This is a genomic window from Ruegeria sp. YTSC003, assembly GCF_059609785.1.
This window is the reverse complement of the sequence record NZ_JBXWMK010000004.1, coordinates 149,145-162,369: the sequence shown is the minus strand read 5'-3', so window position 1 is coordinate 162,369 and position 13,225 is coordinate 149,145. Positions and strand designations below refer to the sequence as shown.

Sequence of the window (13,225 nt, the reverse complement as noted above, 5' to 3'; positions counted from 1 at the left end):
CCTGTTTCTCTGCCGATGGCACAGCCTGCCGGAACCATGCACGAACACTGGAACCTTGTCGCGGACATCGGTGGCACAAACACAAGACTAGGTGTCATCTCGAACGGAGAGCTGATGGACCTCCGCAAACACCCAACCGGGTCGTTGCCAGAGCTTCTGGATGCGTTTCACAGCCTGCGCGACGAGATTGGTACCGATCCACGCGCCGTCGTTGCGGCCGGAGCAGGTCCGGTCAAAGACGGGACAATCCGCCTGACAAATGCGCATCTTGATTTGTCCGAAAGCGACATCTGCAAGGCAACAGGCGCGCAACACACCTTTGTTATCAATGACTTCACCGCGGCCGCCTGGTCGGTCGCCGAAATCACCGGTGACCATGTCGAGGTCCTGCAAGGGGCTGAGACACCGCCGGTCGGAACCCGGCTGGTTGTGGGCCCCGGCACTGGCCTAGGCGTAGGCGCATTGCTCTATTCCCAAGGGCGATACCATACCGCGTCGGGCGAAGGTGGCCATGTCGGACTGTCCCCACGCCACGAGGATGAGGTCGAAGTCTTCAAAGCGGCACGCCATATCGCGCCCGAATGCTTCTTTGATGACAGCCTAGTGCTCGAAGCGGAAATGTTCCTCAGCGGAACCGGCCTTCCCATTCTGTACCAAGCCGCCAGCATGGCCGCTGGACAGTCCGATGCTCCTAGGCGCAACGCCAAGGATATACTGCAGGACGCGCTGGCGGAATCCGACCCGATTGCGGTCAAATCTGCGCATATGTTCAAAACCCACCTTGGGGCTATTATGGGCGATCTGGCTGTCGCCTACATGCCGACAGGAGGTGTTTTCCTTGTGGGTGGCGTCGCCGAGAAAAACCGGTGGCTGTTCAAGGATGCGTTCCGGGATGCCTTTAACGCCGGCGGGCGGTTCAGTGACTTGCGGCGTTCAATGAACCTGTATGTGTCCGAGCAGGATGAATTTGGCATTGTTGGCGCTAACAATTTCTGTAAAAGTGCGCTCGCGCGGTAAACTGGCCGCCTGACCCTGTTACAGAAAGGACCACGGCATGATTCTGTGCTGCGGTGAAGCCCTGATAGACATGATCGCCGAGCCAACCGTTTCTGGGTCGCGCGGATTCGTGCCCCACTCCGGCGGCGCAGTGTTCAACACAGCCGTAGCGCTGGGTCGGCTAGGCGCGCCAGCGGGTCTTTTGACCGGGCTATCGTCGGATATGTTCGGACAGCAACTGGCGGACGCGCTGCAAACCAGCCATGTAGACGCCAGCCATGTGATCCGATCGGATCGCCCAACGACATTGGCGTTTGTCCAGCTGGAAGATGGCCATGCCAGCTACAACTTTGTCGACGAAAACTCGGCCGGGCGCATGTTGACCCCTGAGGATATGCCAAAACAATTGCCTGCTGCATCGGCGCTGTATTTTGGCGGGATTAGCCTGGCGTGCGAACCCTGCGCTGATGCTTATGCAGCCCTGCTTGAGCGTCACGGAGCGGACCGAGCGGTCATGCTGGATCCAAATATCCGGCCGGGATTTATCAAGGATCAAACGCGGTATCGCACCCGGCTAAACCGTATGATTGCACAATCTGACATCGTCAAAGTCTCGGATGAGGATCTGGACTGGATCGTTCCGGGACCTGAAACACTGGCGGAGAAAGTACCTTTGCTGCTGCAAACAGGTCCTTCCGTGGTTATCGTAACGCGCGGCAGTGATGGGGCCTCGGGATATCTGGCGGACGGGTCCGAAACCTCGGTGCCAGTCAAAGCGGTCGAGGTGGTCGATACGGTGGGTGCCGGTGACACGTTCAACGCCGGAGTCCTTGCTGAATTGGACCGAACAGGTCGATTGACCAAGTCCAATCTGCGGACGTTGGGCCAGGACGACTTGCGCGCGGCGTTAGCCAAAGGTGCAGACGTCGCCGCCATCACCGTTTCCCGCGCTGGCGCAAACCCGCCCTGGGCGCATGAACTTTGACCCCCTGAGGGACCGAGATGAAAAGATCAGATATCAACGACATCAAGACCAAAGCCGAGACCTTCATTCGCTCGTTCGGGGCCGTCCTGCCCCCCTTTGCCAACTGGTCGCCGGAACAAATGCGCAGCGCTCAGGCACAAGGCATCCGTGACCGCGGCCTCGGATGGGATATTACCGACTATGGTCAAGGCCGGTTTGATGAGCTCGGCCTGTTCCTATTTACCCTGCGCAATGGCGATGTGCAGGATCTGAAAAAAGGTCGCGGGATGCTTTATGCAGAGAAGCTTTTGGTTTCTCGGGACAAACAACTCTCCCCGATGCATCGCCACATCATCAAGGCCGAAGACATCATCAACCGGGGCGGCGGCGATCTGGTCATGGAGATTTATGCCTCGGACCCTGAAGGCGGTATCGACCGAGATAACCCGGTGGTTGTTCCCAGTGACAACTGCCCTGTCATCATCCAACCTGGTGAGTTGCTGCGGCTGAAACCCGGTCAGAGCGTAACCCTGATGCCGGGAATCTGGCACGCATTCTGGGCGGAACAGGGCGACTGCCTGATTGGCGAGGTGTCAACTGTCAACGATGACCGGACCGATAATGTATTCGAGGATCCCATTCCGCGCTTTGCAACGATTGAAGAAAACACAAAGCCCGATTTCTTGCTGGTATCGGACTATTGATAAACGGATAGCGCGTGCGCAGGCTTGATCACATCCGGGGCCGGGTGCTGATCGCTGCATCGGGATAACACCCTTTCCCGAATTCAAAAAATCGAATTAACATGGCCCTCGACAAAGGAAAAAGTCGCGAGCCTGATTTTTGCGCGACCATCGAAGGACCCAAGTGATGGTAACCAAAGCACAGCTAGAAGCCGAAGTCGCAGAGTTGCGGCGTCAACTGGCCGAACAATCCAGCGCACCAGAAGGCATCTCAGATTCGAACAGCGGCAAACAAGCTGATCCACACAAATCGATGACGGACGGAATTGTCGAAAGCCTGGATGAGTGGTCAACGCAATTAGAAGAAGTCATGACAGAGCTTGAGGAGTTTCCACATAAAAGGCCGATCCTATTCGCCCTTGGGATTTTCACGCTTGGCTATCTTCTAGGCCGTTCCCGGTAGGAGCCCGAACATGAATCGCATTTCACGCAACATTTCGATCATCCTGCGCGCTGAACGGTTGATTGCACAACGGCAACTGGCCGTCGCGGCAAAGCGCACGGGTTTTTATGCCGCTGCCGGGTTGGCCGTTGGGCTGGCGGTTATCATGCTAAACGTCGCCGGGTTCTTTTGGCTGTCCGAGACCATGTCAAAGTCTCTGGCGGCAATCATAGTGGCCGGGGTGAACTTTGTTCTGGCCGTAATCCTCGCATTGGTCGCAAATTCCATGACGGCCGAAACTGATACCTCAGCGGCCGTCGAGTTGCGGGATATGGCGCTGCACGACATTGAGGATGAAGTCCGGGACAATGTCACCGAAGCGCGCAACATGATTGTCGGTCTCAAACGCGATCCGATCGGGATGCTGTCGCCTGACATTATCAGCACGGTTCTTGGCGTCCTACTCAGATACGCGCGGCGTGGAAAAAACAAATCGGATTAGTAGCGATTATGCCATTCTGGCCGCTGCACGCGCGATCACCATCTCTTCGTTTGTGGGAATGGCCAGAATACGCACCCGGCTGAAATCAGTGGACAGAACCGTGGCGTTGTCTGCATTTCGGTTCGGGTCCATATCAATCCCGATCCAGCGCATCCCTTCGCAGACCATCTGTCGGATACGGGCGGCATTTTCACCGATACCTCCGGTAAATACCAAAGCGTCGATGCCTTCCAGCGCAGCAGACAAGGCACCCAGTTCCCGACGGATGCGGAAGACGTAATACTCAATCGCTTTGCGCGCATCCGGAGTGTCAGCAGCCAACAGGGTGCGCATGTCTGAGGACATGCCGGACAGACCAAGCAAGCCAGACTTTCGATAAAGAAGCTCGGCGATTTCGTCTGCCTCCATCCCTTCTTGCTGCATCATGTAAAGCACGACCCCCGGGTCCAATTGCCCGCTGCGGGTGCCCATGGGCAGACCGTCGAGCGCCGAAAACCCCATGGTCGAGGCCACGGCCCGACCGCCCGACACCGCACACATCGACGCGCCATTTCCCAGATGCGCAATAACGACACGACCGTCGTACAAACCCGGCGCAATTTCTTTAAGCTTTTGCGAGACATAGTCGTAGCTCAGCCCGTGAAACCCGTATCTGCGCACACCCTTCTCGTAAAAACGTTGCGGAAGGGCGAAAGTATCATTCACCCAAGGATGCGTCCGGTGAAACGCGGTATCGAAGCACGCAATCTGGGTGGTACCCGGAAAGGCTGCCGCGGCCGCCTTGATACCCGCAAGGCTGTAGGGTTGGTGCAAAGGTGCGAAGGGAATGAAACCGCTTAGCGTATCAAAGACGTGCTCGTCCACCACGACAGGTTCCGAATAGACTGGCCCGCCGTGAACGACGCGGTGGCCCACGGCCCGGACGTGAGTGTCCGGCAGGTATTCGCGGGTAAGTTCAAGAAACGCATTGATGGCCTCGTCATGTGTTTTAGCCCCAGACAGCTGGCGATCGACAGATCGCCCCCCCGCCGATTGGGCCAACAGGCGTGGGGCATCCCCCAACCGCTCGATCTGACCGCGCCAGCGCATACTGGGGCGTCGATCCTCGACCAGTTCGTACAACGCGAATTTCAACGAGGACGACCCGGCATTCAGTGCCAAAACATGTTCAGCCATGGATTTTGCCTTCATTCGCAATTGCATGCAGCGCCGCGACAGCACAAGACGCCAGCCGCGAAGCATCGTCATCTGCCCGAGATGTCAGGATAATCGGTGCCGCAGCACCTATCACGACGCCGGCAGCCTCGGCATGAGAGATATATGTCAGCTGCTTGGCTACCATGTTGCCGGCTTCGATATTCGGAACAACCAGAATGTCTGCGACCCCCGCGACCGGTGAGGTGATGCCTTTTGTCCGCGCGGCGTTCAGATCAACCGCATTGTCCATTGCCAGAGGGCCATCGACCAGCCCGCCGGTGATTTGTCCACGCTCGGCCATTTTCGACAACAGCGCCGCATCGACAGACGACGGTAAATGCGGGTTGATGGTCTCAACCGCCGACAAGACGCCAACCTTGGGCATCTCGATGCCAATAGAATGCGCAAGATGGATGGCGTTCTGAACAATATCGGCCTTGGTTTCGAGATCCGGTGCAATATTCACCGCCGCATCAGTAACCATGATGGGCCGGGACATGCCCGGCACGTCCATGACGAACACATGCGACAAGCGTCGCCCGGTCCTCAGGCCGTTTTCGCGGCGAAGAACGGCGCGTAGAAGGACATCTGTGTGCAAGTGACCTTTCATCAGCATCCGGGCCTTACCTTCAACGACCAGTCCGACCGCGCGTTGGGCGGCCACTTCGTGGTCTCGCGCTTCAATGATTTCAACTCCGGACAAATCGGCCCCAAGCTGGGCGGCAGCGGCGGTGATTTTGTCCGGGTCGCCCACCAAAATCGGAGTAATGATGCCGTTTTCCAACGCGAGCAATGCCCCGCCTAGCGAATTCGGCTCTTCCGGGGCGACGATCGCTGTGGCCATCGGGTCCAGAGGACGTGCCTTTTCCAACAAAGCGTCGAAGTGCCGGTGACGCTGAACGATCAGTCCCGGTACCTCGACCGAGTCGAAGGTCAAATGCCGCGACGGTGGCGTGACCTGTACGGTGCCGCTTAGGATCAATGCGTTATCCCCGACCCGGCGCACTTCGGCGGAACAGGTCAGGTCGCCGTCTTCACGCTTTTCTGTAACAGCCACAAAGGCAGTCAGTTCTTCGCCCGCCAAAACCGAAGCATGAAAACTCAGATCCGCCCGACGTGTTTGCGTACCGGCCCCCGGCAAGATGTTCCCAATGACTGCGGCCACCAGACCAGCAGGCCACAAAGCGGGCGCGACAGCCTCGGGGCGCCCATCTCCATCACCGTCATAGGCTGCTAGGTTCAGCGGGTTGTGGTCGCCCGAAGCGGAGGCAAACGCGTACAAGTCGTCCACGGTGCACAATCGGGTGACCTGCGCCTTGTCGCCTACCTTCAGTTGAGAATAGGTTCTGTTTTCTTGAATTTTCATCTCGTCCGGCTTTGTTTTTGAATGCGTGTTCGTTGTTTCAAACATTGGATGTGCGGCCCCCCGGAACCAGAACATATCCACCTTTGTTGCTACATTTCTGCAACGCAGCGTAGTCAGATCATTGGCAAATGACAAATGACCTCTGTGCGTGGGGCGGCGCGGATTATCGCTTGACCCAAATTCGGAACTCGGGCAAGCATCACCGCGATGGTTCCCTATGGTTCGCCACGGGATGAAAAGGGAATACGGTGAGGTTGCCAACAAGCGCCAAGTCCGTGACTGCCCCCGCAACTGTAAGCGGTGAGCGACGCCAAATACCCACTGACCCCAAATGGGTCGGGAAGGATGGCCAAGCCACGACCCGCAAGTCAGGAGACCTACCATCCGATGTTCAACCAACCCGGGGCGGGGCGTCCTGGAAGGAGGCTTTATGACACGTCTAAGACGTAATGACATGATTGGCACCTTCTGTCCGCGCTTGGCAACAAGCGGAGTGGGCCATGTCGATCAGTACTGATCACTTCCTTCTGATTTGCGAGACCTGCGAGGGTTCTGACCGGGCGGGTTCATTGCGCGCTGCGCTTGCAGGCAAGCTTCCATCCAGTTTTGGCATCCGCAGCGTTTCCTGCATGGCCGGTTGCGGTCGACCCACAACCGTCGGGTTTCAGGCAATAGACAAAGCGCAGTACCTTTTCGGTGACATCCAATCGACTGAGGACGTGGATGCTTTGGCCGAATTTGCACATCAATACCATCGCATCGCGGATGGGTGGACCAATGCAACGCAGCGCCCGCCTGCCCTTCTTGAAAAGACTCTGGCGCGCCTGCCGCGGCTAAAAGTGGAGACAAGCGCATGACCTGCGGAGCTTTCCTTGAGGCGCGCGGGCTGGAGTATTATGCCCTGAACGGCGACGTACTGCTGCAAAACATCAATTTCGAACTGAATGAAGGGGCCACTCTGGCAATTGCCGGCCCAAACGGTGCGGGCAAGACAACGCTGCTGAATCTTTTGTGCGGCGGTGAAGAGATTGTGCTGGGGGACGTTTTGGTAAAGGGGCGCAGCCTTCGGCAGCTTTCGGCGATGGACCGCGCCCGAATGATCGCCGTGGTCAGTCAGCAGGAATCGCCGGACGGGCGTTTGTTTCTGCGCGACTACGTGGCCCTTGGGCAAATCCCGATCCGCGCCGATCGATCTGCGGCTGAGCACGCCTTGGAATTGGACCGCATCCTGAAGCTGACCGGACTCGTCGCCCTCGCGGACAAGCGGATGGCCGTGTTATCCGGCGGGGAACGCCAGCGCGCTCATATCGCAAGGGCGCTGGCGCAAAACCCTTCGCTTTTGTTCCTGGATGAGCCGACGAACCATCTGGACCCGGACGCCAAGGGACGCATGCTGTCGCTGGTGGCCGAGCTGGGCATTACGGTCGTCATGATCGTCCATGATCTGGTCATGATCCCGGAATTCGCGACCCATGTCGCCTTGATGAAATCCACGCGCCTGACCGGTTTCGGCCCAGTGCACGAAGTGCTGACACCCGAAAGGGTCCGTGAAACGTTTGGTGTCGATTTTCTTAGCTTTCAGCATGAAGGCCGCATGATCCCGGCACTGGATATCAGAAGAACCACTACCTCAAACTAGGAAAAATAACATGAACAAAACTCTCTGGTGCGCTGCACTGATCAGCGGCATTGCAACTGCCGCAACAGCGCGCGAGATCACCGTCGACAATTGCGGCGAGCCGCTGGTGTTTGAAACTCAGCCCGAGCGGCTGGTCGTGCACGACATGAACATGACCGACATGGCTTTTGCGCTGGGTTTGCAGGACAAGGTCGTTGGCCTGACAGGCATCACTGGCTGGTACAAAACCAGCCCCGAGTTTGACACCCTGCGCGGCGACATCCCGGAACTTGCGCCTAAGTACCCGACAGTTGAAAATCTGGTCGCTGTCGAACCCGACCTTTTCTTTGCGGGCTGGTACTATGGCATGAAGCCGGGCGGTGACGTGACCCCGGACACGCTTGCGCCGTTTGGCATCAAAACGATGATCCTGACGGAAAGCTGCGTACATCTGGATAAGGATCGCCCCGAAGCCAGCATGGACCTGCTGTTCACGGACGTCCTTCGCTTGGGCAAAGTCATGCACGTTGAAGACAAGGCAGAAGAGCTGGTTTCCGGTTGGAAAGAAGAACTGTCCGCGATTGAGACGCAGACAGCCGACCTGCCCAAACCCCGCGTTTTCCTGCTGGACGGCCCCGCCGATGCCCCGTTTACGGCTGGTAAGTTTGCCATTCCCGACGCGATGATTGCTGCCGCTGGCGGCGAGAATGTCACCCATGACATGGACACCAGCTGGGGACGTTCATCGTGGGAGGCTGTCGCCGCGTCAAACCCGGAATTCCTGGTTTTACTTGATTATCAAACTGGAAATGGCGCCGCGGATACCTTCAAGTTCCTACAGGACCATCCTGTGATGTCTCAAACGGACGCAGTCAAGAACGAACGCTGGATTGGTCTGCGCTACGAAGAACTGACACCCGGACCTGCCAATATCGAGGCAATCTCGAAAATGGCCAAGGCTATGCATCCGGGTCTGAACTGATATGGGCCGACTTGGCCTGACACTCTTACTGGGGGCGGCTGTACTGGCCGCCCTTTTGCTGACCTCGACTATCTACGGAACCACATCCATTCCGGCCTCTGACGCACTGGCCGGTGTCTTGTTGGGCACGGGAATAGTGGAAGGGGAAATGTCCCCGCTCCACCGCATCGTGTTTGACCTGCGCTTACCACGCGCGCTGTTTGCCGCCGTGATCGGTGCCGGGCTGGGCATCGTCGGCGTTGTCCTGCAAACCACCACACGCAACGATCTGGCGGACCCGTTTCTGTTCGGCCTGTCCTCTGGCGCTGCGGCGGGAGCTGTCTTTGTCATTACAGTAACCGGAGATGTGCTGGGCTTTTGGACCCTGCCACTGGCCGCGTTTTTCGGAGGGCTTGTCGCATCAGGTATTGTGCTGGCTTTGGTTCATGGGCTGCGCACAAGCGCGCCCGAAAAACTGATCCTCGCGGGGCTTGCGGTTTCGTTTTTGTTTTCAGCTATTACCAATTATCTGATTTTCGCGGGCGACAGCCGTGCGGCGCATTCTGTTATCTTTTGGATGCTTGGGGGTTTGGGTCTTGCCCGGTGGGAGACATTCCCTCTGGTCTGCGCAGGTTTAGCATTGATCCTCGCCTATGCGATGTACCGCAGCCGCTGGCTTGATGCGCTGCTGACTGGTGATTTGACGGCCGCCACCCTAGGTGTGCCCGTTCAAGGCTTGCGGTTCCGGATGTTCTTCGTGGCCGCTCTTGCGACTGCTGTGTTTGTGTCCGTTGCGGGTGTGATCGGTTTTGTCGGCTTGATGGTTCCCCACATCGCGCGCGGTATCGCAGGGCCATTGCACAGCCAGCTTGTGCCTACCGCCGCCATTGTTGGGGCAGCGTTGCTTACAGGATCGGATATACTGAGCCGTCTGTTGCTTGCCCCGCAAGAGCTGCCTGTTGGTATTGTCACGACATCGCTGGGATCGGTTTTTGTCTTTCTTCTGTTGATCCGAACCGCTCGACCTCGGCGCTGATCGCCAAAGGTCGCATAGGTGCAAAAGTTAAAGTTTCCCAAATGACTAATAATAATCGGGCAAAATGACCTAAATCAAAAAAGAACCCCACAGATCACGGTATGCGATACACTCGATTACAGGAATCGAGTGTAGCCAGGTCGCATGCAATGCAACAATTGACCAGCCGACGCGCGTTTCTAAGCGCCAAAATTAGACCAGAGGACGGCAATATCGCCAGACCTCCGGGCTCGGTTGAGCTGTGCTTTGTTGAAACATGCAGCAAATGTGGTGATTGCGCAGATACTTGCCCCGAGGATGCGATCATCATCGGGGCAGATGGATACCCCCGGTTCCAGCCAACTGATAATCCCTGCACCTTCTGCGGTGACTGCGCCCGGATTTGTCCAACCGAAACGTTAATGTTTGACCGTTTGCCAGATTGGCCATGGCGCGCCGCGCTTACAGCGGCCACGTGCCTATCCATGAACGGCGTCAGTTGTCGCATCTGTCAGGACAATTGCGAACAAGGCGCGATCCGCTTCAAACTGATGACCGGTGGCCGCGCAGAGCCCGTGCTTGACCTTGATACATGCAACGGCTGCGGGATTTGCCCAAGTTTATGTCCCGCCGATGCCATTGCGCTTGAACGCCAATCTCAACCACAAATGGAAACTACTCAATGAACATCTGCGGTTGTCTTGCCCATGTCGCACCTGATCACACAAGCGCAGCAGCGCGGGTGATGAGGGACACACCGGGTGTCGAAATTCACGCCGAAACAGACGATGGGCGATTTGTTGTCGTTGTCGAAGACACGCCATCACGCCTTGCGTCCGAGATCATCATGGATCTGCACCAGATCCCGGGCGTCATCTCACTGACACTGACTTATCACCATTTCGAGGATCCCGCGGACGCCCGTCCGCAGCCCGATGCCCCAAGCCCAACCCCCAGCCGGAGGCCCACGCAATGACACATTCTGAATCCCGTCGGACTTTTCTCAAGGCCTCTGCGGCCGCAGCAACGGCGTCAGCCGCTGGTATTCCGCTGGCGGCCGGTCAAGCCAATGCCCAGGCCGGAGCGCCGGACATCCGGTGGGACAAGGCGGCTTGCCGGTTCTGTGGTACAGGCTGCTCTGTTCTGGTTGGCACCAAAGAGGGTCGCGTCGTTGCGACGCAAGGCGATCCTGACGCGCCTGTGAACCGCGGGCTGAACTGTATCAAGGGCTATTTCCTGTCCAAGATCATGTACGGCAAGGATCGACTGACCACGCCTTTACTGCGCAAGACCAACGGCGAATACGACAAAAACGGCGAGTTCGAACCAGTCAGCTGGGACGAAGCCTTCGATGTTATGGCCGCAAAATGGAAAGAAGCGCTGGCCAAGAAAGGCCCAACCAGCGTTGGCATGTTCGGATCCGGTCAATGGACGGTTTGGGAAGGCTATGCGGCTTCCAAACTTATGAAAGCCGGGTTCCGGTCCAACAACATCGACCCCAACGCCCGGCACTGCATGGCCTCGGCCGTCGTAGGTTTTATGCGAACCTTCGGCATTGATGAGCCGATGGGGTGTTATGACGACTTTGAGCACGCGGACACCTTCGTGCTGTGGGGCTCGAACATGGCTGAGATGCACCCGATCCTGTGGTCGCGCCTGACAGACACGCGCCTGACCAAGCCGGGATGTGAGGTGCATGTGCTGTCCACTTTCGAACACCGCTCGTTCGAACTGGCGGACAACGGCATTGTTTTTGAACCGCAAACCGATTTGGCGATCCTGAACTACATCGCCAACTACATCATTCAAAATGGCGCGGTAAACGAAGACTTCGTGAAGAAACACGTTAACATCACCAAAACCGCCACCGATATCGGCTATGGCTTGCGCGACAGCAACGCGCTGCAGCAAGAAGCCGAAAATCCGAACTCGGGCAAAATGGAACCGATCAGCTTCGAAGAATACGCCGAAGCCGTCGCGCCCTACACGCTGGAATACACCTCTGAACTGTCGGGTGTCCCCGCAGACAAGCTGGAAAAACTGGCCCAGCAATACGCTGACCCCAACCGTAAAGTGATGAGCTTGTGGACCATGGGCTTCAACCAGCACACCCGTGGGTCCTGGGTGAATTCGCTGATGTATAACGTGCACTTGCTGGTGGGCAAGATTTCCGAACCCGGCAACTCTCCCTTCTCGCTGACGGGTCAACCGTCGGCCTGTGGCACGGCGCGTGAGGTGGGGACCTTTGCCCACCGTCTGCCGGCGGACATGGTTGTTACGAATGATAAGCACCGCAAAATCTGCGAAACCGCCTGGAACATCCCCGAGGGCACTATTCCTCCCAAGCCCGGCTTCCACGCCGTGTTGCAGCACCGCAAACTGAAGGACGGCGAACTGAATGCCTATTGGGTCCAGTGCAACAACAACATGCAAGCCGCGCCCAACATCAACGAAGAAGGCTATCCTGGTTACCGTAACCCGGAAAACTTCATCACAGTCTCGGATCCTTACCCAACTGTCACCGCAGTTTCGGCCGACTTGATTCTTCCCACAGCCATGTGGGTTGAGAAAGAAGGTGCCTATGGCAACGCCGAGCGCCGTACGCAATTCTGGCGCCAGCAAGTGCAGGCACCGGGTGAGGCCAAGTCGGACCTGTGGCAGCTGATGGAATTCGCAAAACGCTTTACCATCGAAGAGGTCTGGGGCGAAGAACTGCTAGCCAAGATGCCCGAGCATCGCGGCAAGACCATGTATGACGTGCTTTATGCCAACGGTAAGGTCGACCAGTTCCCGCTGTCGGAAACGGCGGAAGGGTTCCACAACGACGACGCCGAGCATTTCGGGTTCTACGTTCAGAAAGGTCTGTTCGAAGAATATGCCGATTTCGGACGTGGCCACGCGCACGATCTCGCTCCGTTCGAGATGTATCACGAGGCCCGTGGAATGCGCTGGCCTGTCGTTGACGGCAAGGAAACACTCTATCGCTTCCGCGAAGGGTATGACCCGTATGTGCCGGAAGGCGCAGACGTTAAGTTCTACGGCTACGAGGACGGCAAGGCCAAGATCATCTTTGCCCCTTATGAGCCCGCCGCCGAGGAACCGGATGAGGAATTCGATCTGTGGCTGTCCACTGGTCGTGTACTGGAACACTGGCATTCGGGTTCGATGACCCGCCGCGTGCCCGAACTGCATCGCGCGTTTCCGTCAGCCGTTGTCTACATGCACCCGGAAGACGCCAAGGATCGCGGTCTGCGCCGTGGGCAAGAGATCGTACTCTCCACCCGCAGGGGCGAGGTGACCAGCCGGGTTGAAACGCGCGGCCGCAATAAGGTGCCACGCGGATTGGTCTTTATGCCATGGTTCGACGAGCATCAGCTGACCAACAAGCTGACGCTGGACGCAACTTGCCCGCTGTCGAAAGAGACCGACTACAAGAAATGCGCCTGTAAGGTCGAGCGCGCGTAACGGACAAGCGAGGCAA

Annotated in this window: 14 protein-coding genes and 1 riboswitch; of the genes, 12 read left to right on the top strand and 2 right to left on the bottom strand. The window is 57.5% G+C overall.

Annotation, left to right across the window (positions count from 1 at the left end; genetic code table 11):
- The first annotated feature begins 15 nt into the window (after positions 1–15).
- The 5 genes from AC2FFH_RS10015 to AC2FFH_RS09995 all read left to right on the top strand — a co-directional run bounded on the left by AC2FFH_RS10015 (position 16) and on the right by AC2FFH_RS09995 (position 3,587).
- The gene (locus AC2FFH_RS10015) at positions 16–1,017 is read left to right on the top strand and encodes a glucokinase (RefSeq protein WP_496766540.1); all 1,002 of its coding nucleotides are present in this window, start codon (positions 16–18) and stop codon (positions 1,015–1,017) included.
- Between the two features lie 37 nt (positions 1,018–1,054).
- Positions 1,055–1,981, top strand: coding sequence for a carbohydrate kinase family protein (locus AC2FFH_RS10010; protein WP_496739074.1), 927 nt, complete (start codon positions 1,055–1,057; stop codon positions 1,979–1,981).
- A gap of 17 nt (positions 1,982–1,998) precedes the next feature.
- Complete coding sequence (locus tag AC2FFH_RS10005; protein ID WP_496766347.1) at positions 1,999–2,664, top strand: D-lyxose/D-mannose family sugar isomerase; 666 nt, start codon at positions 1,999–2,001, stop codon at positions 2,662–2,664.
- Between the two features lie 166 nt (positions 2,665–2,830).
- Positions 2,831–3,106, top strand: a complete 276-nt coding sequence (locus AC2FFH_RS10000; RefSeq protein WP_058272015.1) for a hypothetical protein — start codon at positions 2,831–2,833, stop codon at positions 3,104–3,106.
- A gap of 10 nt (positions 3,107–3,116) precedes the next feature.
- Positions 3,117–3,587: a phage holin family protein gene (locus AC2FFH_RS09995; protein WP_496766344.1), complete on the top strand. Its 471-nt coding sequence runs from the start codon at positions 3,117–3,119 to the stop codon at positions 3,585–3,587.
- A gap of 6 nt (positions 3,588–3,593) precedes the next feature.
- Here AC2FFH_RS09995 and AC2FFH_RS09990 read toward each other — a convergent pair whose 3' ends face one another.
- Both AC2FFH_RS09990 and AC2FFH_RS09985 read right to left on the bottom strand, forming a co-directional pair.
- Positions 3,594–4,763 (bottom strand): acetate/propionate family kinase, encoded by a 1,170-nt coding sequence (locus tag AC2FFH_RS09990; protein WP_496766342.1) that lies wholly within the window; start codon positions 4,761–4,763, stop codon positions 3,594–3,596.
- On the bottom strand, positions 4,756–6,150 hold the full coding sequence (locus tag AC2FFH_RS09985) for a bifunctional enoyl-CoA hydratase/phosphate acetyltransferase (protein ID WP_496844329.1): 1,395 nt from the start codon (positions 6,148–6,150) through the stop codon (positions 4,756–4,758). The genes AC2FFH_RS09990 and AC2FFH_RS09985 overlap by 8 nt, the downstream gene beginning before the upstream one ends.
- Positions 6,151–6,343: 193 nt before the next feature.
- Positions 6,344–6,549: riboswitch (cobalamin riboswitch) on the top strand.
- Positions 6,550–6,650: 101 nt separating this feature from the next.
- Here AC2FFH_RS09985 and AC2FFH_RS09980 point away from each other — a divergent pair.
- The 7 genes from AC2FFH_RS09980 (at position 6,651) to napA (ending at position 13,209) form a co-directional block, all read left to right on the top strand.
- Complete coding sequence (locus tag AC2FFH_RS09980; RefSeq protein ID WP_496844328.1) at positions 6,651–7,007, top strand: DUF1636 family protein; 357 nt, start codon at positions 6,651–6,653, stop codon at positions 7,005–7,007.
- A complete protein-coding gene (locus tag AC2FFH_RS09975) occupies positions 7,004–7,789 on the top strand; it encodes an ABC transporter ATP-binding protein (RefSeq protein WP_109311106.1) in 786 nt (261 codons plus the stop codon). Before AC2FFH_RS09980 ends, AC2FFH_RS09975 begins: the two co-directional genes overlap by 4 nt.
- A 10-nt stretch (positions 7,790–7,799) precedes the next feature.
- Positions 7,800–8,750, top strand: a complete 951-nt coding sequence (locus tag AC2FFH_RS09970) for an ABC transporter substrate-binding protein (RefSeq protein ID WP_496844327.1) — start codon at positions 7,800–7,802, stop codon at positions 8,748–8,750.
- Position 8,751: 1 nt separating this feature from the next.
- A complete protein-coding gene (locus AC2FFH_RS09965) occupies positions 8,752–9,765 on the top strand; it encodes a FecCD family ABC transporter permease (protein WP_496844326.1) in 1,014 nt (337 codons plus the stop codon).
- A gap of 101 nt (positions 9,766–9,866) precedes the next feature.
- On the top strand, positions 9,867–10,430 hold the full coding sequence (locus AC2FFH_RS09960) for a ferredoxin-type protein NapF (RefSeq protein ID WP_496844325.1): 564 nt from the start codon (positions 9,867–9,869) through the stop codon (positions 10,428–10,430).
- The gene (locus AC2FFH_RS09955; RefSeq protein ID WP_496778341.1) at positions 10,427–10,720 is read left to right on the top strand and encodes a chaperone NapD; all 294 of its coding nucleotides are present in this window, start codon (positions 10,427–10,429) and stop codon (positions 10,718–10,720) included. Before AC2FFH_RS09960 ends, AC2FFH_RS09955 begins: the two co-directional genes overlap by 4 nt.
- Entirely contained in the window at positions 10,717–13,209 is a 2,493-nt protein-coding gene (gene napA / locus AC2FFH_RS09950) for a nitrate reductase catalytic subunit NapA (protein ID WP_496844324.1), read from the top strand. The genes AC2FFH_RS09955 and napA overlap by 4 nt, the downstream gene beginning before the upstream one ends.
- Positions 13,210–13,225 lie beyond the last annotated feature (16 nt).

Excerpts from the sequence above, each read along its gene's own strand:
- AC2FFH_RS10015 (WP_496766540.1), top strand. The coding sequence starts at position 16 with ATGGCACAGCCTGCCGGAACCATGCACGAACACTGGAACCTTGTCGCG.
- AC2FFH_RS10010 (WP_496739074.1), top strand. The coding sequence starts at position 1,055 with ATGATTCTGTGCTGCGGTGAAGCCCTGATAGACATGATCGCCGAGCCA.
- AC2FFH_RS10005 (WP_496766347.1), top strand. The coding sequence starts at position 1,999 with ATGAAAAGATCAGATATCAACGACATCAAGACCAAAGCCGAGACCTTC.
- AC2FFH_RS10000 (WP_058272015.1), top strand. The coding sequence starts at position 2,831 with ATGGTAACCAAAGCACAGCTAGAAGCCGAAGTCGCAGAGTTGCGGCGT.
- AC2FFH_RS09995 (WP_496766344.1), top strand. The coding sequence starts at position 3,117 with ATGAATCGCATTTCACGCAACATTTCGATCATCCTGCGCGCTGAACGG.
- AC2FFH_RS09990 (WP_496766342.1), bottom strand. The coding sequence starts at position 4,763 with ATGGCTGAACATGTTTTGGCACTGAATGCCGGGTCGTCCTCGTTGAAA.
- AC2FFH_RS09985 (WP_496844329.1), bottom strand. The coding sequence starts at position 6,150 with ATGAAAATTCAAGAAAACAGAACCTATTCTCAACTGAAGGTAGGCGAC.
- AC2FFH_RS09980 (WP_496844328.1), top strand. The coding sequence starts at position 6,651 with ATGTCGATCAGTACTGATCACTTCCTTCTGATTTGCGAGACCTGCGAG.
- AC2FFH_RS09975 (WP_109311106.1), top strand. The coding sequence starts at position 7,004 with ATGACCTGCGGAGCTTTCCTTGAGGCGCGCGGGCTGGAGTATTATGCC.
- AC2FFH_RS09970 (WP_496844327.1), top strand. The coding sequence starts at position 7,800 with ATGAACAAAACTCTCTGGTGCGCTGCACTGATCAGCGGCATTGCAACT.
- AC2FFH_RS09965 (WP_496844326.1), top strand. The coding sequence starts at position 8,752 with ATGGGCCGACTTGGCCTGACACTCTTACTGGGGGCGGCTGTACTGGCC.
- AC2FFH_RS09960 (WP_496844325.1), top strand. The coding sequence starts at position 9,867 with ATGCGATACACTCGATTACAGGAATCGAGTGTAGCCAGGTCGCATGCA.
- AC2FFH_RS09955 (WP_496778341.1), top strand. The coding sequence starts at position 10,427 with ATGAACATCTGCGGTTGTCTTGCCCATGTCGCACCTGATCACACAAGC.
- napA (WP_496844324.1), top strand. The coding sequence starts at position 10,717 with ATGACACATTCTGAATCCCGTCGGACTTTTCTCAAGGCCTCTGCGGCC.